This window comes from Acetobacter garciniae, from assembly GCF_017377735.1.
Classification (GTDB): domain Bacteria; phylum Pseudomonadota; class Alphaproteobacteria; order Acetobacterales; family Acetobacteraceae; genus Acetobacter; species Acetobacter garciniae.
This window is the reverse complement of the sequence record NZ_JAFVMH010000003.1, coordinates 232,840-255,986: the sequence shown is the minus strand read 5'-3', so window position 1 is coordinate 255,986 and position 23,147 is coordinate 232,840. Positions and strand designations below refer to the sequence as shown.

General features: G+C 61.8%; 16 protein-coding genes. 10 read left to right on the top strand and 6 right to left on the bottom strand.

Annotated elements, in window-relative coordinates; translation table 11 throughout:
- Window positions 1-401 precede the first annotated feature (401 nt).
- Window positions 402-1,277, bottom strand: coding sequence for a hypothetical protein (locus J2D77_RS08735; protein WP_207845878.1), 876 nt, complete (start codon window positions 1,275-1,277; stop codon window positions 402-404).
- Between the two features lie 387 nt (window positions 1,278-1,664).
- Here J2D77_RS08735 and mtnA point away from each other — a divergent pair, with 387 nt between their 5' ends.
- The 4 genes from mtnA to J2D77_RS08715 all read left to right on the top strand — a co-directional run bounded on the left by mtnA (window position 1,665) and on the right by J2D77_RS08715 (window position 5,675).
- Entirely contained in the window at window positions 1,665-2,765 is a 1,101-nt protein-coding gene (gene mtnA, locus J2D77_RS08730; RefSeq protein ID WP_207845877.1) for an S-methyl-5-thioribose-1-phosphate isomerase, read from the top strand.
- 100 nt (window positions 2,766-2,865) lie between these two features.
- Window positions 2,866-3,360 carry an aminoacyl-tRNA deacylase gene (locus tag J2D77_RS08725; protein WP_207845876.1) on the top strand — a complete coding sequence of 165 codons (495 nt, stop codon included), beginning with the start codon at window positions 2,866-2,868 and terminating at the stop codon, window positions 3,358-3,360.
- A 211-nt stretch (window positions 3,361-3,571) separates the two neighbouring features.
- The gene (locus tag J2D77_RS08720) at window positions 3,572-4,468 is read left to right on the top strand and encodes a DUF2272 domain-containing protein (protein ID WP_207845875.1); all 897 of its coding nucleotides are present in this window, start codon (window positions 3,572-3,574) and stop codon (window positions 4,466-4,468) included.
- A gap of 169 nt (window positions 4,469-4,637) precedes the next feature.
- Window positions 4,638-5,675 carry a cysteine synthase A gene (locus J2D77_RS08715; protein ID WP_207845874.1) on the top strand — a complete coding sequence of 346 codons (1,038 nt, stop codon included), beginning with the start codon at window positions 4,638-4,640 and terminating at the stop codon, window positions 5,673-5,675.
- 187 nt (window positions 5,676-5,862) lie between these two features.
- Here the strand turns inward: J2D77_RS08715 and J2D77_RS08710 are convergent, their stop codons facing one another.
- Window positions 5,863-6,789: a DMT family transporter gene (locus J2D77_RS08710; protein WP_207845873.1), complete on the bottom strand. Its 927-nt coding sequence runs from the start codon at window positions 6,787-6,789 to the stop codon at window positions 5,863-5,865.
- An 814-nt stretch (window positions 6,790-7,603) separates the two neighbouring features.
- Here J2D77_RS08710 and J2D77_RS08705 point away from each other — a divergent pair.
- Entirely contained in the window at window positions 7,604-8,197 is a 594-nt protein-coding gene (locus J2D77_RS08705) for a cupin (protein WP_207845872.1), read from the top strand.
- A complete protein-coding gene (locus J2D77_RS08700; protein WP_230975666.1) occupies window positions 8,194-8,907 on the top strand; it encodes an NADPH-dependent F420 reductase in 714 nt (237 codons plus the stop codon). Before J2D77_RS08705 ends, J2D77_RS08700 begins: the two co-directional genes overlap by 4 nt.
- Before the next feature lie 130 nt (window positions 8,908-9,037).
- On the opposite strand, the gene J2D77_RS17525 is transcribed toward J2D77_RS08700, so the two are convergent.
- Window positions 9,038-13,939 (bottom strand): EAL domain-containing protein, encoded by a 4,902-nt coding sequence (locus J2D77_RS17525; protein WP_207845870.1) that lies wholly within the window; start codon window positions 13,937-13,939, stop codon window positions 9,038-9,040.
- A 1,181-nt stretch (window positions 13,940-15,120) separates the two neighbouring features.
- On the opposite strand from J2D77_RS17525, the gene J2D77_RS08690 reads away from it, so the two are divergent.
- From J2D77_RS08690 to J2D77_RS08680, 3 genes are all read left to right on the top strand, one after another.
- Window positions 15,121-17,307 carry a sensor domain-containing protein gene (locus J2D77_RS08690; protein WP_207845869.1) on the top strand — a complete coding sequence of 729 codons (2,187 nt, stop codon included), beginning with the start codon at window positions 15,121-15,123 and terminating at the stop codon, window positions 17,305-17,307.
- A 257-nt stretch (window positions 17,308-17,564) separates the two neighbouring features.
- Window positions 17,565-18,194, top strand: a complete 630-nt coding sequence (locus tag J2D77_RS08685; RefSeq protein WP_207845868.1) for a helix-turn-helix transcriptional regulator — start codon at window positions 17,565-17,567, stop codon at window positions 18,192-18,194.
- 21 nt (window positions 18,195-18,215) lie between these two features.
- The gene (locus J2D77_RS08680) at window positions 18,216-19,031 is read left to right on the top strand and encodes a siderophore-interacting protein (protein WP_207845867.1); all 816 of its coding nucleotides are present in this window, start codon (window positions 18,216-18,218) and stop codon (window positions 19,029-19,031) included.
- A gap of 9 nt (window positions 19,032-19,040) precedes the next feature.
- Here the strand turns inward: J2D77_RS08680 and J2D77_RS08675 are convergent, their stop codons facing one another.
- The 3 genes from J2D77_RS08675 to guaA all read right to left on the bottom strand — a co-directional run bounded on the left by J2D77_RS08675 (window position 19,041) and on the right by guaA (window position 22,360).
- Window positions 19,041-19,646, bottom strand: coding sequence for a glutathione S-transferase N-terminal domain-containing protein (locus J2D77_RS08675; RefSeq protein WP_207845987.1), 606 nt, complete (start codon window positions 19,644-19,646; stop codon window positions 19,041-19,043).
- A 150-nt stretch (window positions 19,647-19,796) separates the two neighbouring features.
- A complete protein-coding gene (locus J2D77_RS08670; protein ID WP_207845866.1) occupies window positions 19,797-20,309 on the bottom strand; it encodes a hypothetical protein in 513 nt (170 codons plus the stop codon).
- 449 nt (window positions 20,310-20,758) lie between these two features.
- Window positions 20,759-22,360 carry a glutamine-hydrolyzing GMP synthase gene (gene guaA, locus J2D77_RS08665; protein WP_207845865.1) on the bottom strand — a complete coding sequence of 534 codons (1,602 nt, stop codon included), beginning with the start codon at window positions 22,358-22,360 and terminating at the stop codon, window positions 20,759-20,761.
- Window positions 22,361-22,640: 280 nt separating this feature from the next.
- On the opposite strand from guaA, the gene J2D77_RS08660 reads away from it, so the two are divergent.
- Window positions 22,641-23,078: a hypothetical protein gene (locus tag J2D77_RS08660; protein ID WP_407927097.1), complete on the top strand. Its 438-nt coding sequence runs from the start codon at window positions 22,641-22,643 to the stop codon at window positions 23,076-23,078.
- The last annotated feature ends 69 nt before the right edge of the window (window positions 23,079-23,147 follow it).

Here is a 23,147-nt window from a genome sequence, read left to right as displayed (position 1 = left end):
CCGACAGGGCGGAACAGGAAACAGCATCAAGAAACTGTTTCGAAAGCCAGCCGGGTCGGTCTGCGCGGATCTTTTCTAGCCTGAATGCATTGGCTTCTTGCCCCGGTACCCCGCATAGGGGCTTCAAGTCCGCCTTTTGGGGCCAAAAATCCCTCGCCAGCCCTGCGCCGCCTGACTTTTGAAACAGCCATTAAAACCCGCTACCGTTTTCAAAAAGCGCACCATGTCGCATTAATGGAAAACAGCTTCAAATATCAGCCATATTCCAAGCCCGTTCGGGGGACACAAAAAAGGCCCCGCCTCTTACAAGGTGGGGCCTTTCCACGACCGAAACGCATGAGCTTGTCAGGTCGTGCCCCCGTTACCTGGCACCCCGCAGGGCCAGATAACGGGTGGTTTCATCAGGCCTTGGCAGTACGGGTACGCTTGGCGGGTGCAGCTTTGCGCTTGCGGGCAGGCGCTGCCTTTTCCGGTTCCACAGCCGCTGCTTCCGCTGCCAGGCGTTCATAGCGCTTGCGGCGACGGCGTTCCTGGACATGGCGCAGTTTGTCCACGGCGGAAAGATGCTTGGTACCCTGTTCCGTATCCGCAGCAGCGGCGCGCCGGCGCGTAGCGGGGGTTGCCTTGGTGGTTGCAGCAACCGGGGCTTTTGCCGTCTTCGCCTTGACCGCCTTGGTCTTGGCCGCAGGTGCCGCCTTGGTGGAAACCGACTTGGCCTGCGTCGCTTTTGCAGAAACGCTCTTGGCCCCGGCGGATTTGGCTACGGGCTTGGCGGCGGACCGGCCGGACTTGGCAGGGGTCGTCGCGGCCTTGGGGGCGGGCTTGGCCGTTTCAGCCTTGGCGGCCTTGCGGCCACGCGGGGCTGCAACAGGCTTTGTCTCCACACTGTCTTTCGGCTTGGTGGTCTTGCGGGCGGGTGCCGCCTTGGCTGCCGGCGCGCTGTCCTTGACGACCTCTTTCGTCGCCTTGGTCGCGCGGGCTGCGCGCGCGGGCTTTTCGGCCTTGGCCGTTTTGGGGGCAGCGGGTGCTGCGGCCTTCCTGCGGGAAGCCGGTGCGGCTTTCACGGCTTTTTCCGCGCGGCCTGCCTTGCGTGCAGGGGCCGGGGTGGCAGCGGTTTCAGCCACCATATCCACCGGCACCACGTCCACTTCAAAAATTTCTTCCACCACGGCTGTTTTTGCCCGGGGGGTACGTTTTCTGGGGGCGGGGCGGGCGGTGTCAGCGGCGGGGGCCGGGGCGGCTTCAACCGTCTTGCGGCGTTTTTTTGTCTCGCTCATGCGTCTTGTCCTTACGAGGCCTTCTTTGAAAGAAGATGGAAATATAACAGAATTTTAAAATCCCGATGCGGCAGGACCTTATTCTGGAGGTGTACCTGTCATAACAGATACCTGACCATTTCTCACACTACATAACAAAAATTGGTGGAAATGCAAAAAATACTAGGCCTGTTTCACAAATAAACCCCCGCTCCGGGCAGGACGGGTCGCTTATGTTCTCTTACTGTTCTTGTTTTGCGATTGCGGGCCGGCAGACGGGACGACGGGGCTTTTTGTGCGCCGGGGGCGCTCCTTGCGCAATCCATGCGGGTTCCCCCTGTTGCCCGTTGCCGGGAACTCGCCATATTATCAGGCAGTCTTTCTCCTTTTTTGTGCAAGAGCCCCACGATGAAAATCAACGGAACGCCGTACCGCAGCGTATGGATCGATGAAAAAGACGGCTGGTCCGTCCATATTTTTGACCAGACCCGCCTACCCTTCGCGCTGGATGTACTGACCCTTGTCACCGCCGATGAGGTCGCCCACGCCATCAAGACCATGCAGGTGCGCGGCGCGCCGCTGATCGGGGCTGTCGCGGCCTATGGGCTGGCACTGGCCCTGCGCGTCAATGCAGATGACGCAACGCTGGAAGACGCCGCCGCCATGCTGGCCGCCACCCGCCCCACCGCCATAAACCTGCGCTGGGCGATTGAAAGAATGCTGAACCACCTGCGCCCCCTGCCACCGGCCGCACGCGCGCAGGCCGCCTACGCCCAGGCCGCAGCGATCTGCGATGAAGACGTGGCCCAGAACGAAGCCATTGGCCGCCACGGGCTGGAACTGCTGCGCGCGCTGGCGGCAAAGCACGGGCCGCAAAAACGGATCAATATCCTGACGCATTGCAATGCGGGCTGGATCGCCACGGTCGACTGGGGCACCGCCCTTGCCCCCATCTACATGGCCCATGACGAAGGGCTGAACGTGCATGTCTGGGTCGATGAAACGCGCCCCCGCAACCAGGGTGCGGCCCTGACCGCGTGGGAACTGGGCAGCCATGGTGTCGCGCATACCGTCATTGCGGATAATGCAGGCGGGCATCTGATGCAGCACGGAGAAGTCGATATCGTCATTGTCGGCACGGACCGCGTCACCCGCACGGGCGATGTCGCCAACAAGATCGGCACGTATCTCAAGGCGCTGGCGGCGCGTGACAACGCCGTACCGTTCTGGGTGGCCCTGCCGTCCACCACCATCGACTGGACGGTTGCCGATGGAATCACGGAAATTCCCATCGAGGAACGCGCGGCAGCCGAGATCACCCATGTCGCGGGCCGGGATGATGCAGGCCAGATCGCGCGCGTGCAGGTAACGCCCGATGGCAGCACCGCCGCCAACCCGGCATTCGATGTCACCCCCGCCCGCCTTGTCACCGGGCTGATTACCGAAAAAGGCTGCTGCCCCGCGACACAGGCCGGCCTGCTTTGCCTCTTTCCCGAAAAGGGGGGCTAGGCCGGCCCCCTGGCGGGTGCCACAACGCATACAGTCTTCAATCCCGGCTTCTGCCCCGCACCCGGGGGCAAAAGCCGGAACGACCGGAAAGAGGCAGGCCATGTCAGAAACAGCCGACACCCCGACCACGCGTTTTCTTGCCGCCCACGGCATTGCCTTTGTGGTCCATGACTACGATTACGTTTCCGACCCGGGCAGGATCGGGTTGCACGCGGCCGACGGGATCGGCGTTGAACGCGACAAGGTATTCAAGACCCTGATGGTCGAAATCGACAAGGCGAAGGTGGTGTGCGTCGCCCTGCCCGTGCACCTGAAAATGGATCTCAAGAAGGTGGCGGCCCTGTTCGGCGGGCGCAATGCGCGCATGCTGGGAGCCGAAAAGGCCGAGGCCCTGACCGGTTTCAAGGTGGGCGGGATCAGCCCGTTCGGCGCGCGCACGAGCGTGCCGGTCGTGTTCGACGCAAGCCTGAACGCGCTGGACAGGCTTTATATCAACGGCGGCGGGCGCGGGCTTGTGGTGGCCCTGGCCCCCGCCGATGCCCTGGCCTGCGTGCAGGCGCGCGTGGCGGATGTAACGACGGATGCAGACGCCTGACAGGCCGGGGCAATCCGGCAGGCAAGGCTGGGCTGACAAAACCCCGGTCTGGGCAAAACGGGGTTTGCTGCGGTAAAGAGGAAACCAGCGACCGCGGCCACCCTAGAAAGCCCCTTCCACCCTGCGGGCACGGCGCTTATTCGTGGAGCAGGCGGCCCTTGGCCGCCACCGCTCCGGCCCGGCCGGGGGGCCGTTCTGGTATGGAGACGACATGTCACGTCCGTTTGCCGCCATCCTGCTGGCAACACTGGGCCTTGCGGCCTGCACACCCCAACCTTCCGGCACGTCCCGTCCGTCCACCGCGTGGTGGGCCCGGAACCAGGGCGACATAAGTGCCAATGGGGGCCATGTGCCCGATTTCGCGGCGCGGAACTTCGAACCCTTCAACCGTCAGGATGTCGTGGCCATTGCCATGCGCGAATGGCGGCTGTTCGGCAGCCCGGTCAATGACGACGACCCCGAACAGCGCCCCGAACCCCAGTTTGCGGCTCTCAAGCCCGAACGCGCCCCCGGCCTGTGGCAGCGCGTGGGCGAATACTGGTGGATCGGCATGGACCCGAGCATGACCGAAACCTCCTGGAGCGGCAAGCACGACGCCAATGGCCAGGTGACGGATTTCGTGCATGACAGCACCTATGCATGGTCGGCCGCCTTTATTTCCTACGTCATGCGCGTGGCCGGGGCGAATGAGCGCTTTCCCTATTCCCCCAACCACGCCACCTATATCAACGCGGCGGCGGCCGGGCAGTCGCCCATTCTGCGCGCCCACGACCCTGCCGCCTATACGCCCAAGGCGGGGGACCTGATCTGTGTCGCGCGCGGCAGCAGCAAGCAGACCATCCGCTTTGCCAACCTGCCCACCAGCTACGGCTTTCCCGCCCATTGCGGCTACGTGGTGACCACGGGCCAGAACGGGCCGCCCTTTGGCCACCAGATCAGCATTATCGGCGGCAATATCGACGATGCCGTGGCCCTGACCCATGTCCCCACCGACACGCAGGGCCGCCTGGCCTCGGCCGATGGGGCCAGCTACGATCCGCGCTATCCTTGGTGCGCCGTGCTGGAAGTGTTATACGACGCCGAGGCGGAGCCCGATGCCGGTCAGTAGGAACACCGGCACCGTGCCCCCGACGCACGCAAGGTAAGGTCAGGGCACAAAACTCCACCCCGTGCTTTTCCTCCCGGTTGCCGTGCGCGCACGACCGGGCGGAGCCGGCAAAAAGCCTGTCCCGCCCTCCGTCGCGTCACTTTGGCCCATAGTCATCAAGGCAGATCCCATGACCCAGAACGCCGTTCCTGTCCCCCACCCCGGCTGGACCGCCACGTCCGCCGACATGCCCGCGGCAGTTGGGGGCACACCCCTTATCCTGCTGCGCAAGGCGTCGGCCGCCACGGGGTGCGAGATTTACGGCAAGGCCGAGTTCATGAACCCCGGCGGTTCGGTCAAGGACCGCGCGGCCCTGGCCATTATCGATGACGCCGAACGCCGCGGCGTTCTCAAACCCGGTGGCACGCTGGTCGAAGGTACGGCGGGCAATACCGGCATCGGGCTGACACTGGTGGCCAATGCACGCGGCTATCGCTGCGTCATTGTCATGCCTGAAACGCAAAGCCGCGAGAAAATCGGCTTCTTGCGCATGATCGGGGCCGATCTGCGGCTGGTTCCCGCCAAGCCGTATCGCGATCCGGGCAATTACGTCCATGTCTCGCGCCGCCTGGCCGAAGAAAACGGCTGGGTCTGGGCCAACCAGTTCGACAACCTTGCCAACCGCGAAGGCCACCGCGCCACCACGGCACCCGAAATCTGGCAGCAGGCCGGCGGGCGGGTGGACGCGTTTACCTGCGCATGCGGCACGGGTGGAACGCTGGCGGGCACAGCGCTGGGCCTGCACGACGCGGCTGCCCGCAGTGGTGTTACCCCGCCCCGCATCGTGCTGGCCGACCCGGAAGGGTCTGGCCTGTACGGCTGGGTCAAGTCGGGCGACCTGTCCATTGAAGGCTCATCCATTACCGAGGGCATTGGCCAGTCCCGTGTGACGGCCAACCTCGAGGGTGCGCCCATAGACGATGCCGAGCGCATTCCCGACCCCGAGGCGCTGGAGATCATCTACAGCCTGCTGGGTGAGGAAGGGCTTTCGGTCGGCGGGTCATCGGGCATCAACGTGGCGGCCGCCATTCGCACCGCCCGCAAGCTGGGGCCGGGGCACCGGATTGTCACCATCCTGGCCGATGGCGGCGCGCGGTATGAATCCAAGCTGTTCAACCCCGAATTCCTGCGCGCCAAGGACCTGCCCGTCGCCCCCTGGCTGGCGTAAGCCGCCCACAGCATGGCCTGTCGTCGGGGAAAAGGGGCGTTCCCATGCCCCGCGGCAAGGACAGGCCGCGCAGGCGCAACCTTTGCGTTTGTGTTAGAGCCTACCCTTTCAAAAATCGGGCGGGCGGGTTTTGTCGGGCCTGAATGCGCTGGTTTTTCGCCCTGTTCAAGGCGTCAAACCCGTCTGTTCAGGCCGAGCGCCCGCGCGGCGCGGCCAGGTAGCCCACCACGGCCAGCAGCACCAGCGCACCGCCGATCAGCGCCGGCGTGCCCGGTTTTTCACCAAATACCAGCCAGACCCATAACGGGCCCAGCACTACGTCGAGCAGGGTGATCAGCCCGGCCTCGGACGAAGGAACGTGGCGGCTGCCTTCGAGGAAGAAAAGGTAGCTGACACTTTGTGTTGCCAGGCTGAACACAAAAAGCAGGGCAAGCTGCGTCATGTTGGGCATGGGCACGACCGGCAGCATGACAAGGGCCGCGCCAAAGCAGATGATCGCCCCGAAGGCGCTGGACAAGGCAGTGACCAGCGTGGCGTCGTAATCGGTCCAGCGCCGGGCGATGACTATGGACGCGGCAAACCCCAATGTCATGATAAAGGCAAAGAAATTCCCCGCCAGATCTGACATGCTGGTGGCCGAACCCGCCATGATGACCACACCGGTAATGGCAACGCCCGCGGCGCAGAGCGAACGCAGGCCGGGCCGTTCGCCCAGTACGACAAAAGCCAGGCCCGCAGCAAGGAAGGGCACGGTGGCGTAGACCACCATGACATTGGCGACACTGGTCAACTGCAATGCCTGAACATAACCGAACACGGACATGGCCATGAGCGGAATGCTCATCAACCCGCCCACCCCCACACTTTCACGCACGCGGAACAGGGCGCTGCCGCGCAGGATGAAAGCCAGCGGAAACAGCAGGATAAAGCCGAAGAGCGAGCGCCAGGCGACTGTGCTCCACACATCCATGTGCAGTTCGCGCACGAAAAAACCGGCCGTGCTCCACATGACCGTCGACAGCGTAATCAGCACGACGCCGTAAAGGCGCCTCTCCCTCAACCCTGTCACGACAGCTTTTGTGTCAGCCAGGCTTTCCTGCACGCTGCTTGCCATACTGCTTGCTCTCCGCCCGGTCGATCGCCGGACCCGCCTTCGCCCAGCGCCCGATCTAGTAAAAACCATTCCGGAATGCAAGACACGTCACAACACGATAATCGGCCCGTACGGCATGCCCGCCCTGCTCCCACAGCGCAACGCAAAGGGGCAATATCCGCCGGGCTGTCAAAGGCACATGCGCATACTCTTCCAACCGGCAAAAGAGCCGCGCAAAAGCCATTCAACGCGACAGGGCAAAGCAAAGGAGATCAGGGACATGTCCTGAAAACCCGATCCGTTTCCGACGCAGCAGGCCCATTTCTTCAGGAACACGGCTCTGACTACCACGCCGTGGCGCTTGCAGATACGCGACGACATGCGTACAGGACTTTATTTATACTCTTGATGACAAGGAAAAAGGGACACTATCTTTAGTAGAAAATGCCGTCTCATCAGGCAATGAACCAGAAAATGCGCCTGTCGCAACGCTGTTGGTGGAAGCGTTCAGGAATGACTGGAACGACTATAGAAATTTTGCTCTCCCCGCCTCATTGCTGTTTCTGGGCAGGCTGGATCAGTATTCATTCACAGGAATGGGGATTGTCGCATTGAGCGCCACGCACCTGGCCGCGGATTGTGCTGAGGGGAGAAGAAGTGGGCGACCCTTTTCAACCTTTGGTGAAAAACTGTTGAAAACCCGTGGCGGATGGAGTGACATCGGGCGTGAAGGCTGCATCGAAACCCGATCGGACCGGTCTGGCTGATTATTTCACGCCAGAATGAGGGGGCAGCAAATACCTCCTCCCGACGCACTCATGGAGGATACGGCCACATGGAACGTCGTACATTCAACGCAACACTGGCCGGACTTGGCCTGGCCCTGGGCGGCGGCCATGTTCGCGCGCAGGGGGCCGCCACCCCGGCCAATGTCCAGACTTTTCTTCTTGCTGCCAATGACTGGGTGCCCAACAACCAGAAACTGCCGGTAATCGTCTATCGCAACGCGCTGCCGGTTGCGGGCGATGACCCGGGATCCGCGTTCGAGGACCTGTTCGAGCGCAATGGCTGGCCGCCGCAATGGCGCAATGGCGTATATCCGTTCCACCATTATCACACGCTCGGGCATGAAGTGCTGGGCTTTTACGGTGGATCGGCCCGGCTGATGCTGGGCGGTCCCGGCGGGCGGGAGGTCAGCATCAAGGCGGGCGATATCGTTCTTCTGCCAGCGGGCACGGGCCATAAGAAACTGGAGGCGGATGCCGATTTCGCCGTTGTCGGCGCCTACCCGCCGGGGCAGGAATTCGACATCGTCCGCCAGGCACCCGACGGCGTGCAGCGCGCACGCCTGCTGACCCTTCCCTTTCCCGCCTCGGACCCGGTTGCGGGCATGGGCGGACCTGTTACCAAGGAATGGCATTATTCATGAATGGATTGACCCGACGCCACCTTCTGGCCGCCATGGCGACCGCCTGCGCAATCGCCCCGCTGCCCGGGCAGGCGGCAGCCCCACCCTTGCGGATCGGGATCATCGGTTCGGGCAAGGTCGGCAGCACGCTGGGCGGGCTGTGGGTCAAGGCGGGCTATCAGGTCATGTTTTCGGCCCGCACACTGGGCAATGCGCAGGACCTGGCCAAAAGCCTGGGCCCACTGGCTTCGGCCGGAACACCCCGGCAGGCCGTCGATTTTGGCGATGTGGTCCTGCTGGCCGTGCCCTATTACGCCATTCCCACCCTGGGCCCGCAGCTTAACCCCGGCCTTAAAGGCAAGATCCTGCTGGATGCGACCAACCCCTTTGCCTTTCGCGACGGGGCCATTGCCGCAACGGCGGCCCGCGACGGGGCGGGGGCAACCACGCAGCGCTATTTTCCCGATGCGCGGGTGGTGCGCGGCTTCAATTCGCTGGATATGAGCGCGATCCGAGCGCAAGCCCACCGCCCGCCACCGCTGATGGCCGTGCCCATCGCGGGGGACGACCCAACTGCCGTCAAGACCGTGGTGACGCTGGCACAGGCGGCTGGGCTTGATCCGGTGGTAACGGGCAACCTTGCCTCCTCCCTCCAGTACCAGCCCGGCCATAAGGGCTTCGAACTGCAAGACAGTGCTGCCGCGCTCAAGGCCGCTTTGCATATCCAGTAATGCGCGGCTTGGGCTTTTACGAAATATCCTGTCCCTCTGTAAAAGTTTTCGGGTGTCACCTTTTTCCACAAAGGTGACTGTCCCTGAAGCTTTTGTTTTTATTGATCGGTTCGTTGTTCTGGCCGGTCTTTCAGGTGCCCATGATGGCGGGGTATTTCTTTTCGGATGGCATCACCACCTGATCGAGCAGCCAGTCAGTAAACCTGCGCGAAGCCTCAAGCGGTGCGGGGCCACGGTGGCATTGTTCATGCCACTGCGCTGCCTGGCTGCCCGCCAGGCCGGACGCCGTCAGCCACCGAGTGATCGGGCAGTCATCAACCGCCTTTTCAGTCAGATCCTGGCCGCCGCGCGTTGCCATCCAGTGATAGGCCAGGGCACCCAGGGCACATCGGACCTCGTTCGCAGGCGCCACATGGCTGGACAGTTCGGCCTTGTACGCCCGGCACCATGCCGGGAAATCGGCACTGGGCATGGGGCGGGCAATGCCGTAGCCCTGGCCGTAACTGCCCCCCAGATGGCAGATGGCCTCGATCACCTCGGCATCTTCCAGCCCTTCCGCCACCACGATATCGCGGAAATCCGCCCCCATATCCAACACCGACTTGACCATGCTGAAGGTCTGCAAGGGCGTCTGGCGGATATGGTTCAAAAGCCCCTGATCGATCTTGATGATATCGAACGGCAGCGATGAAAGACGCAGCAGGCTGCTATAGCCCGAGCCCAGGTCGTCAATGGCCACACGCACCCCCAGCGCCTTGAAACGCTGGATGACGGCACTTTGCAGGGCCGGGTCTATGCTCTGGGTTTCCAGCAGTTCGATGGTCAGCCGGTGCGGCGACATGCCATAGGCCTTGAGCGTATCGCCCACCCAGCGCGGGCCTTCGGCATTGAGCAGATAGGTCGGCGGCATGTTGATCGCCAGGCTGACGCCCAGGCCTTCGGCATCCCATTCCCGCACGCGGGAGAGGATCTGCTCCAGCCCCAGATGGAACAGCCGGTCCAGTTCGTTGCGGCCCAGAAGCGGAAGGAATATGGCGGGGGAAATAATATCCCCGTTCTCGTCCTGCAACCGTGCAAGGGCTTCCACCTCCAGCAGGGCGCCGGTTCTCAGGTTCACGACCGGCTGCACGTACATGCGCAGCCCGCCCGAGAAAAGACGTTCGCGCAACTGGCACGACCGTTCTTCGGTCACGGCCGGGACGCTGCGGGAATAGCAGCGCTGCCAGACCTGTTCCCACCGGCGCTGCAACCCGCGGGCGAATTGCTGCATCATCAGCGATTCGAACTGGCTGGGATAGGTGCCGAACAGGGTCAGCACGGCAGCCACCTGTTCTTCCTCCTGCTTGACCGGAATACTGATGGAGGAGGAAATGCCCAGCCGCTCCATGACCTCGCTCCAGGCGGCCACGCGCGGGTCCAGCGCGTAGGATGCGCAGCTCTGCCGCTGGCGGGTCCGCCAGGCCATGGCCGTGACCGACTGCCCGAACGCCGTCTGGGTTTCGAAAACCGTATCCCCCATGGAATCCTTCAGGGCTTCCATCAGGCCGGGCGCCTGCGGGCCCGCGCTGCCTTCCACCACCAGTTGCCCCGACGGGTTCATGCGGAACAGAAGCACAGCCTGAATACCCGGCAGGTCGGCCAGGTTTTCCATGCTGCGCGCGCTGGCATCGGGCCAGACGCTGTCGATCGGCGGCAGGGGGTCCGAAAGCAGGGAGAAATAGGTCTGCTCGATCACCTGCCCGGCTTCAAGCTGCGTGCCCTTGTCATCCTGAAGGCGGATTTCGGTCGTCAGCAGGATATGATAGCGGTCATAGGCCCGGAGCATCGCATTATCGAGACTGTCTATGAGCAGGCGCCGGTAAATACTGTACGATTCACTGAGCAGCGCTGCCCCCATGCCCGAAAGGGCATGCACCGCGCCCAGCCTTTCGGCAACGTCCACGATTTCCGCCTGGGTGGTTTCCGGGGCCAGCAGAAAGCCCAGATGGGCAAGCTGCCGTTGCTTGAGGCGGGCAAGCTTTTCAGGCGAGAGGGAGGACAGGATGCGCTTGCCCTCGCTCATTTCCCACACGATTTCGTAAAAACGCTCGACAAAATCCTGGCGTATCTGGGTCAGGAACGTCTTGGCACGGGTCAGCAGTTCCGCGGCTTCCGGCCCGTAGGCGTTGAACGTCATGGGTTCGGGCGTGCTGTCCGCCGCATGCGGCTTGGACGTGGCACTGGCCAGGCACCACCACGTCTTGCGGGTGGCCTTGGTTTCCTTGGCCTGGTACATGGCGGCATCCGCACGGCGGAGCAGACTGTCCGGGTCCTCTCCATCCAGGGGGAAGAACGCAATCCCCAGCGTCATGCCCACTGTGGCGAAGGCCTCCGCGCGGACCTGGAACGGGCTTTCAACCGCCACATGCAACTGGTTCAGCACGGTCGTAGCCTGTGTCACCGGCAGCAGGGCGTCGAGATCTTCGAGAATGACGACGAACTCATCCCCGCCCAGGCGGGCCACGTAATCGGTCTGGCGCAGGCCAAGCTGTACGCGGGCCGCCAGTTCCTGCAACAGCCGGTCACCCGCTTCGTGGCCGTAACTGTCATTGACCAGCTTGAAGTCGTCCAGGTCGAGCATGCACACGCCCACCGCCGTGCCGCGCCTGCGTGCGCGGGCCAGGGCCTGGGGCATGTATTCCTCCAGCGCCAGGCGGTTGGGCAGGCCGGTCAGCAGGTCATGGCGGGCGCGTAGCGATTCCTCGACCTGGAGTTTTTCCACACGCTGCTTGGCATCCAGCGTGTCGAGCGCATGCCCGAGCAACTGGGCAACGCGCTGGCACAGGGCAATGCTCTGCGCGTCGAAAACCATGGCCTGGGGCGACACGAAGCTGATGACCGCCCAGAGCGAGCCGCCACGCCAGATGGGGGTGGCCAGCACGGCGCGCCACTGGTTCTTGCTGAGAAAGTCGTACCACGGGGCCGCGACATGGTCGCCCAGTTCGTCATTGCTGTAGGCCAGGGTCTGCTGCCGCCAGGCCCGCGCCCCCACGAGGGAGGAACTGTCGGCGGCACTGACGCGAATATCGAGCTGTTCTATGCCGTCCGTGCCGTCACCCGCGTGGGCCACGACATGCACGCGGTCGGCTGAGGTCACCTGCCCGATCCAGACCGCGTTGAACAGGGTATCCTGCACCAGGTCGGCACAGGCCCGGTCGCACATTTCCGTATCGCTGGACGCCTGGAGCACGGCATCGGCGGTGTTGATCAGCGCATGATACAGGCGTTGCGCCACGTCACGGCTGGTCACGTCCTCTATCGTCCAGACCGAGACATTGCCGTTCAGGTCCCGAAGCTGCACGCCCGAAAAATCGGCGATCATGATCCGCCCGTCCGGCCGGGACAGCCGCACGCTGGTCACCCGGACCTCGCCCTGGGCGTGAAGCTGGTCGTAAATGCCGCCTACGCGGTCGAATTCGTTCTTGTCGGCATAGAGCATCTCCGCCGACTGGTTGAGGAACGAATCGGGTGTCACGCCCAGCATCTGCGCGACACGGGTATTGGTCATCTGGATGATACGGTCCCGCACCAGCAGGATCCCCACCACCGAATTGTCCAGCAGGGCCTTTTGCAGGCGTCGGTTATAAAGCTGTTCCAGCCCGTTGGAGATATCGGCCGAAATTTCGCGCAGCAGGGCCTGCAACTGGCTGTCGAACACATGGGCCTGCTCGTGATAGACGCTGAGCACCGCCCAGATGCGCCTGTCGCGATAAATCGGCAGCACGGCGTTGGAGCGCACCCCCTGCCGCACCGCCCAGTCCTGCCAGGGCAGCGTATAGTCCGTGGTGGCGAAGGAGCCGTTGAAAATCGGCTGGCCGCCCCGCCAGACCTGCCCCACGGCACCCCGCCCCTCGGGCAGGTTGGGGTCGGTGGAGATCATGACCCCTTTCATGCAGTCGGGTGGGCCCCCGATGGCCAGGATATCGAGTTTCCTGTTCTCGTCGGGGCGGCCGATGAAGGCGATCTTGAGATGGGCGTAATGAATGGCCATGTCGCAGATTTCGCGCAGCAGGGTTTCTTCATCCACCGCCTGGCTCACGCACTGGTTGATCTGCGCCATGAAGCTGTTGAATTCGGTCAGCCGCGTCAGATGCTGCATCTGCTCACGCTCACGCCGGCGGATCACCACCACGCCAGCGCTCAGCAACACCGCGAAGGCCAGGGCCTCCACCCCCCAGCGGGAAGGGGCCTGCCTGTCATAGGTCTGGCGCACGCGCTCGGGCGGCACCTCGACCTGCACCGTGAAGGGATATTCCCCCACCGGGACCGAAACCACCGTAGTCCCGTCCTGCGGGGGCGGGGAGGCGGATGTCCCGTGCGGGTCCAGCCAGCGGCTGATGGACGTGCCGTCGCGGTTGTCCACCAGGGTGAACGACCAGCCCTGGCGATAGTCGGCAGGCAGTTCCTGGGTGTCGAGCAGGCGGCTGAGCGGATAGGGCGACGCCAGGAAATAGCCGGCATGATCGTCCGTATCGCCATGCACGCGCAGGGGCAGCACGGGCTCTTTCGTTCCGTCACGCAAATGGACTCGGCCCAGCAGGTGATCGGCACTGTGGGGAAGGGAGGAAAAATCCTGGATCTTCGACGCCGTGCGGTGGCCCAGCGGGGCGGTGGACCACTGGATTGTCTCCCCATCGGGGGAGAGAACATTGAACATATAGGATGACGGACGCGACAGCAGGTAACGGCGCAGCGATTCTTCCACCTCGGGAGGGGGGGCTGCGGGGTTGCCGTGCGGGACAAGAAGTTCCGCCGAGGCGACATCCAGTTCGGTGAAGCGCGTGTTCAGCCGGTCCGCGATCAGGCTGGCATAGGCCTGGCTGTCCCGCAGGGCTTCCTCCGTCACCTCGCTCGTTGCGTGATAATAATCATGCACTTCGATCGCGGCCCCACATGACACGACCGTCAACACAGGCAGGGCATAGGGCAGCAGGGATCTCAACCGGGCCCGCAGTCTTTGAGACGAGCCCAGAAGGGGGGGAGAAGTGCTCACACGGATACCTATTCTTGACTCATGCTCTGGCGGGAAATGGTGCGGTATCTGGTCGCGCTGCCGCCACGTTACATCAAATTGCAAGCTGTTACCGCCGTGTCGCACCTGACTGTCAAGTCAAATAAAAACACGATTGCAACGACCGGTCGCACCAAAGGCGTCCTTGGCATGGACTTTTTCCTTTCCCTGGATGCGGGTTGCGGTGAACCCAATCTATCAGGCGGATTGCAGGCCCGTCACGGGAGAAATGCCTGAAATTAATACATTCAGGTTAATTTCGTTATCAGATATCCGCATCATGCGTATAAATAATAGAGACCCTACGGTCTGGTTATCGTTTCAAATACGATCAGCACGGATTTATTGCGGATAAATATAGCCGATACCCCCTGCCTGCCGACAAATGAATGCACTCCCCATTATGTTAAGATCCGGTAAACCTTTTTTTGCGATTATCCGACGTATATGCCCAAGGCGGCCCGTGGCACGCCATAAAATTATTAACAAATCATATCCTTGCCGGAAAAATCGATATCACGTTTTGTTTCTGTGAAACCTGTTGCATAAAACCCAGGTTTTGCCATAGTGGTTTCGGTTCCACTTTTATTGCCTGAATCTATTTCCTCGCTTCTGTTTTACTGCCGCATGGCCCCCAATTGTTTCGCGATAGATGACCTGGCTGACGAATCACACCTGTGTGCCGGTTCGCAAGACGTCTGATCGCAAGATCTGCGGGGCTGCGGTTTTTGAAAATCCATTACGCGGAGCAGGGTCGGTGCGACCAGGGTCCTGAAAATGTCCGTGCGGGTCGCCCGCCGCAGAGCAGCACAATTTCATGCGATATTTGGGAACCGTGTTTTTATTTTTGGGTAATCTACCCAGCTGTCCTGATTATGGCGCTGCCGAGATCATGGTCGCCTGCACGCGTCTTTCTCATGGGGAGTCAATGACAATGATTACACAAGCCGCAACGTCATTACCGCCTGGCCCCGCGCCCCGGCCTGGCAACCCTGTCCTGACATCTTTTTATCCGGCAAAGCTATTTCCGGAACAGTATCTTGGTGGAATGGTCCTGTCGGTTCGCGTATCCCCCCGCCGGATACCCGCGATAGGGTGACATTCATTGAAGGCCCGGCCTCTGCAATCCGGGTTCCATGCTTTTGTTTCATCAAGGTCGGTCAATGTCTGCATCCTCAGCCCTGCCCCATGTCGTTGAGAATATGTCCCTGTATTTCGACATGCTTGAGCAGGCCGCCGACGGTGTCGTCATTATCGACAGCAGCAACCGTATTGTCTTTTTCAACACCGCCGCCGAACGGCTATGGGGGTATCCGGCAGCCCAGGTCATGGGGCAGAACGTGAACTGCCTTGTTCCGATCGAACACAAGGCCACCCATGACGGCTACATTGCCCAGAACCGTGACACGGGCCATAACCGCATTGTCGGCAAATCGCGGGAAATAACCTTTATCCGCAGCAACGGGGACTATGTCGCGGCCGAGATGTCGATCTCCAGCGCGTTGCTTGGCCCCCAGCGCGAACGCTACTACATGGCGTTCATCAAGGGCGTTACGGAGGAAAGCCACCGCCGGAAAATCCTTGATCTGCAGAACCATGTTTTCACACAGCTTGCCGGGGAGATGACCGAAAAGGACATTGCCGGCCTGCTTTGCGCCGAAGCCGAGCGCATGGTGCCCAACAGCGTGGCCGTGCTGCTTCAGGTCACGCCGAACAGGGAGCTGGAAATCCTTTCGGGCGAAGGGCTGCCGTGGCGTAGGATCGCCGCACTGACAAACGTGATCCTGACCGAAGACGACGTGGCGGCCCTGCACGCCAACCCCGAAGACGCACGCGCCATCGTCTGGCACACCCGAACGACCGACGGGCAGGAAATCGAACTGCGCGACTGCTGGGCTTCCGCCGTTTTCAGCAATACGGGCGAACTGATCGGCATTTTTGCCCTGTATTCGCGCAACCGCGACAAGATTACCGACTGGCCCCAGAAAATCGTTGCCGGCTGCGTGCCGTCCTGTGCCGCCATTATCAAACAGGGCCGCACCCGCCAGCACCTGACACGGCTGAACCATTACGACGCGCTGACCGGGCTGCTGAACCGCGCCTCCATTACCGCGATCCTCAAGGAAATGACGACCCAGGCGTCACCATCGCCCTTTGCCCTTCTGGTTCTCGACCTGGACCTGTTCCAGGACATCAACAATGTCATGGGCTACGACCAGGGCGACGCGCTGCTGCAGATCGTGGCCAGGCGACTTGCCCTGCAATGCCGGGGCAATTTCGTTCTCGGGCGGCTGGGTGGTGATGACTTCGTGGTGATCATTCCCGGCGGAAACGCCGAAACCACAAGGACATTTGCCGAAAACTTCACCACCGCCATGAGCGAGCCCATAGAAATCAACGGGCAGGAACTGATCATTTCCTTCAGTATCGGCATAAGCCTGTATCCGCATGACGGGATAGAAATCGAGCAGATCCTCAACCATGCCGACGTGGCCATGCGCGAAGCCAAGAAAACCGCGCGCGGCAGTTTCCGCCTGCTCAGCGGCGTCGCCAATGACGAAATCAAGTCGCGGCTGATCATCGGCTCGGCCCTGCGCAAGGCGATCCGGCATTCGGGGCTGCAATTATTCTACCAGCCCCAGATCTGCACCATGACAGGCCGGCTTTACGGGGTCGAAGCCCTTGCACGCTGGTTCCACCCCACCCTTGGCGCAGTGCCACCATCACGGTTCATTCCCATTGCGGAGGAAACCGGACAGATCATCGCCATAGGCAGATGGTCGCTGGAAGAAGCATGCCGCCAGATTGTCAAATGGGACAAGGCGGGCATCAACGTGCCTGTTGTCAGCGTCAATATCTCGGCCGCCCATTTTTACGGCACCGATCTGGCAGGCCATATCAAGAGCCTGCTGCACCGCTACGAACTGGATGCAACCCGCCTGACAATAGAAATTACCGAAAGCGTCATGATGCAGAACCATACGGATGCCATGACCGCCATTCGCGAAATCGGGGTGGGCCTGTCGCTGGACGATTTCGGCACCGGGTTTTCGTCCCTGTCGCGCTTAGCCCATATGCCCCTGACCGAGATCAAGATCGACCGCAGCTTTGTCATGAATTTCGAACGCGATGTCAGCGCGCTGATCGTGACGGAAGCCGCGATCAATATCGGCAAGCGCCTGGGCGTGAAGGTCGTGACCGAAGGGGTGGAGGAAATCTGCCAGGAAACACGGCTGCGCGCCATGGGCTGCGATGTCATGCAGGGCTACCTGTTCAGCAAGCCCATGCCCCCCGCCGACCTGCCAAAATGGATCGCGGATTTTTCCGCCCCGGCCAACAGGACGGAATAGCGTTGCCGCGCAGGGCGCACGCCCCGCCCTGATAGAATCCCCTCCGCAAGACAGGCCCCGCCCGAGGCATCAGCGTCCCTGCCCGGCCTCATCGCCACCCGAACCTGACCCACACGCATGACGCAGGCGGGCGGGAACCGCACTTCCTTCAAAAACGTAACGCTGTGGGGGCCATTACGCCGCCGGCCGGCATGCGGTCCGCAAGGCGATGAAAAACAGGTCTTGCGTTATATCTTACGATATGTATATCTTACGACATGATCAGAACACAGAAAACCAGACATCATCATCATGCACCCTTCCAGTTCGTGGGCCGCCAGAAAGGGGGCCCAGGCGGGGGGCATGGCTTTGGCGGCAGCTTCGGCCGCCGGTTCGGTGGGGGGGATTTTCCGGCCAGCCGCAAGTTCAGTTCGGAGGAGCTTCAGCTTCTCCTGCTCGCCCTACTGGCCGAACGCCCGGCCCATGGCTACGAACTGATCCGCCAGTTGGAAGAAAAATCGGGCGGTTTCTATGCCCCCAGCCCGGGTATGATCTACCCGGCCCTGACCTATCTGGACGAAATCGGCCAGGCTGCTGCAACGCCCGAGGGCAACCGCAAGCTGTATACGCTGACGGAGGCAGGCCGCACGCATCTTGAAGCGAACCGCCCCCGGGTGGACGCCATTCTGGACACGCTGGCACGGATCGGCAGCCGTATGTCCGAGGTGCGTGAAGCATTTGCCGGTGTGGACGCATCCGACCCGCAGGCGGCGGATGAAATCCACCAGGCCCGGCGCACGATCAAGCAGGCTCTCATGAGCAAGCGCGGCTGTTCGGTGGAGGAAGCCCGCCGCATAGCGGAAATCCTGAACCGTGCGGCCCGCGAAATCCTTGGCCCATCGCACTGAAGCCTGAATTCGGAACCTGTCATGACCTCACTCCCTCGCCACACGGCAATGCGTGTGCGCTATCCCCTGCGGCTGCGCATGATCCAGGTCGCGCGGATCGAACCCCTGTCCCCCCGCATGCGCCGGATCATTTTTACCGGCGACGATCTGGAGGGTTTCACCACCGGGGCGGCGGACGATCACGTCAAGCTGTTCTTTCCGCTGCCGGGCACAGACAGACCCGTCCTGCCCGCAATCGCGGATGGCAAGCCGGTGCGCGATCCGGCGGCCCCTGCGATCATGCGCGACTACACACCGCGCGCCTTCAACCCGCAGACGCGTGAACTTGCCATAGAATTCGTCCTGCATGGCGATGGTCCGGCGACCAGTTGGGCAGCCCAGGCGCAACTCGGCCAGTGGCTGGGCATGGGTGGGCCACGCGGATCGTTCCTGGTGCCCGACACCTATGCCGCCTCCCTGCTGATGGGGGATGAAACCGCCCTGCCCGCCATAGCCCGACGGCTGGAGGAACTGCCCGCGGGCAGCAAGGTCCTTGCCCTGATCGAGGTTGCCGACATGGCGGAAAAACGTGTGCTCGACACGCAGGCCGACGCCACCATCCAGTGGCTGCCGCGCAATGGCACCCCTGCGGGCCAGTCCGACGTGCTGGTCAACACGCTGCGGCAGACAACCCTGCCCGGTTCGGATATCCATGCCTGGGTTGGCGCTGAAATCAGGACCGCCCGCACCCTGCGCGATTGCCTTATGGTGGAAAAAGGGCTTGCGCGCGAGCAGGTCCGGGCGGCGGGTTACTGGCGCGAAGGCACGCCGGATGGCGGCGCCCGCGTGGAAGAGTGAATGCGTTTTTCAGATCAGCCCTTCTTCCTTCAGGGCTTTTAACGCGGCAGGCCGGGCCATGACACGTTCCTTGAGCGCCCATGCCTTCTTGTGGTGGGAAATATCCACGTTCTTGACGGCGGCCCAGCTCATGACCACGGCGGCATAGGCATCGGCCTGCGTAAATTCCGCACCCAGCCAATAGGGGCCGGTCGCATCCAGCATGGCTTCAAACTGGAGCATGCGACGATGAATGTCATGCTTGACGCTTTCCCGCCCTTCCTCCGTCAAGTCGGGCGCGAAGAGGGCGGAAAACGTCTTATGAAAATCGCCGCAAAACCCGAGCGCTTCCTGCAGGCGCGCCCGCGCCATGGACCCATAGGCTGGCTTGAACGCTGCAATGTCGGAATGATCGCCCAGATATTGCAAAATGGCGGCATTCTGCGTCAGGATCACACCCGGTTCGATTTCGAGCGCGGGAACGGCCCCACGCGGGTTGATTGTCAGGTAATCCGCCCCGGTTTCCGTCTTGCGGGTGGCCAGATCGACCGCTTCAAGCGTGTAGGGCACGCCAATTTCGGCCAGGACGATATGCGGGGCCAGGGAGCAGGCCCCTGCCAGATAATAAAGTTTCATCATCTCTGCCTCTCCTTACAGGGAAGCCGAGCATGACGTAAATTTCAGCCCGCGTAAAATCCCCCGCACGGCGCGGCAAAAAAGTGCCCGACAGCGGACCAGACCGCAAAAAGACAGAAGGGGTAGCCGCTCAGAACCCGTTGCCGGCTGTCAGAGCTTCTGCTGCATCTGATGGCGCAGCGTGTTGCAGCGCGATGTATAATGCGATGCCTTGGATGCCGTTATGTAGTTCAACGTAAAGGCGGCGGCCAGAGAGAAAAAGGACAGGACCGCAAGACATTCGCCCTTCAGCCCTATGGGATCGTCATAGTGCAGGCCCGAAATCCAGAGCAGGCCGATGCTCAGCACAGCGCCGATAAAACCGCACACGCCGGTGACCTTGATCATGGAATCTTCCACGCTTTCAAAATCATTGGTCTCCCGCCACAGGTCGAAAAGCTGCTTGTCGATTTCCCCGACCATATTGCTATGGTGCTGCTTGTCTTCTTCCGTCGTCTTATGCGGATTCTTGCGGTAGATATCGAGTTCCTGCCGCGCCTTGGTAAAAACCCGTCGCCGCTCCTTGATGGCGGGAATACTGATATCCACAAAGCTTAAAATGGCGACATTCAAGCCCGCTGAAAGCTGAATAATGGCCTGAAAATCCCCCCATGTGACACTCATGACGCTTCCTCATCGACACCGACCTGTGCGCATAGTCTTAGCGTCACGACAGAAAACAGGGAAAGCGCCCCCGGCATGCCTGCCATTCTGGCAATTATTACCGCATGCTCCCCCGGCGGCACGCTTTACCTGATCGGGGCACAGGACGGCGGTGCATAACTCACGCCCGACGCGGGTTTAGGGGCCATTTCAAAAGCTTGTCCCCGCAATATCGCATCAATAGACAAAAGTCTTTGGTGAAGCTTTTTCCAAAAAGCTTCAGAAAACGTCGCCTTTTTGGAAAAAGGCGACACCCAAAAACTTTTATCATTATTGATCAATAGCTTGTTTTAAAAAGGTCTTTTAGGGATCGGACCGCAACAGCACACTCATGTAGCGCCGCCCCTCATACCCTACTGCCCTCTGTTATGCCCAAATCTATCAGGGAAACATCTGTTAGGACACAGCCCTTATTCCCACTCGATCGTGCCCGGGGGTTTGGAGGTGATGTCGTAAGTCACGCGGTTGATACCGCGGACTTCGTTGACGATGCGGCCTGCGACACGGGTCAGGAAGCTCATGTCGAAGGGGTAGACATCTGCTGTCATGCCGTCGGTGCTGGTGACGGCGCGCAGGGCGCAGGCCTGGTCGTAGGTGCGGCCGTCGCCCATCACACCCACGGTGCGCACGGGCAGGAGAACCGCGAAGGCCTGCCAGATGGCATCGTACAGGCCGGCCGCGCGGATTTCTTCAAGGAAAACGGTATCGACCTTGCGCAGCAGGTCCAGTTTTTCAACCGTGATGGCGCCGGGAATGCGGATGGCAAGCCCCGGCCCGGGGAACGGATGGCGGCCGACGATGCTTTCGGGAATATCCAGTTCACGCCCCAGGTCGCGCACTTCGTCCTTGAACAATTCGCGCAGCGGTTCGACCAGTTTCATGTTCATGCGTTCGGGCAGGCCGCCCACATTGTGGTGCGACTTGATGGTAACGGACGGGCCACCCGTAAAGCTCACGCTCTCGATCACATCTGGGTACAGCGTGCCCTGCGCCAGGAACTGCGCGCCACCCAGCTTGGTCGCTTCCTCCTCGAACACTTCGACGAACAGGCGGCCAATGGTCTTGCGCTTGATTTCGGGGTCCGTCACGCCGTCCAGGGCGGCCAGGAACAGGTCGGATGCATCGCGGTGGACAAGCTGGATGTTGAACCGGCCCTGGAAGGTGCGGATCACCTCATCCGCCTCGCCTGCGCGGAGCATGCCGTGATCGACGAAAATGCAGGTGAGCTGGTCCCCGATGGCTTCGTGGATCAGCACGGCGGCAACGGAGGAATCCACCCCGCCGGAGAGGCCGCAGATCACCCGCCCCGTGCCCACCTGTTCGCGGATACGGGCAATTTCCATGTCGCGGAAACCGGCCATGGTCCAGCCACCCGAACAGCCCGCCACATCGTGGGTGAAGTTTTTCAGCAAGGCCGCGCCATGGGGGGTGTGCACCACTTCGGGATGGAACTGCACGCCGTAAAGCCGCCGCCCTTCATCCGCGATGACGGCAAAGGGCGCGCCCTCGCTGACCGCGACGGTACGAAAACCGGGGGGCAGTTCCACCACACGGTCGCCATGGCTCATCCAGACCTGTTCGCGGCCGCCGCGCGACCACGCGCCACGGAACAGGGAGCAGTCTTCCACGATATCGACAAAGGCGCGGCCGAATTCCCGGTGGTCTCCGCCTTCAACCTGCCCGCCAAGCTGCTTGCACATGGCCTGCTGGCCGTAGCAGATACCAAGGACCGGAACACCCAGGTCGAACACTTCGGCGGGAATGCGCGGTGCATCGGGGTCGTTGACGCTGCGCGGACCGCCGGACAGAATGATCCCGCGCGGGGAAAAACCCTGTATCCGCTCGGCAGTGGCGGTATAGGGCCAGATTTCGCAGTAAACGCCACTTTCGCGCACCCGGCGGGCGATCAACTGCGTGACCTGGCTGCCAAAATCCAGGATCAGGATACGGTCCTGGTGCAGGGTTTCATCCAGCGTGTCAGGGGATACAGGCGATGTGGCGTTAACGGACATGGACTACTGGTCTTTCTGGGCAGCGCCGGGCAGGCTGTCCTGTAAACAGAATGGCCGACCGGGGGACGTGGTCATGTCAAGCGGATATAATGCCATGGCGGCGTATCGTCACCCTCTAAAACCACGGCGCGCCTCCGCCACCAGCCGCGATGGCTTGCATGCAACACGGCACCCGGCCAGAGTTCGCGTGCGCGACAGATCTCTCAGTTCCAACACCATGCCCATGCAGGAGATTCGCATGTTCCCACCCCGCCACCGGTCTGGGGCCCGTACCCGCCACATGCTGCTGGCCCTGCTTTGCGGCATGGTCCTGCCTTGCGGCCTTGCAGCCTTTCCCGCCCCGGGAAGTGCCGCCTATGCGGCTGATGCGTCGGCGGCGGACGATCCCTACGGGGACTGGGTGGGCACATTGGTGCAGGACATGGGCACGGACTGCCCGGTCAACGGCACGTCGCTGATGCAGATCGAAACCCACAAGATGATTTTCGTGCCCGAGACAGGCTCGCTGATCCTGCGGGGCGTGCCTGACAAGGCCAAGCAGCATTACCATGCCCAGCTTGTCATGAAAGACGCCAAGAACCAGACCCTGCCCCTGGTGTTCGAGGCCCGGCCCGTGGGCGATACGTTCGAAGGCGTCTACGGCACGCCCGAATGCCGCGCCCATGTCACGCTGCGCCGCCCCACCTCGCACGCGCTGCACAATTTTCTGGGCCGCTGACGTGGCAGGGGCTGAGTGTGGCTGCCAACCAAGCGAAGGAAAACAAAGCAAAAAAGCCGATAAGCGAAA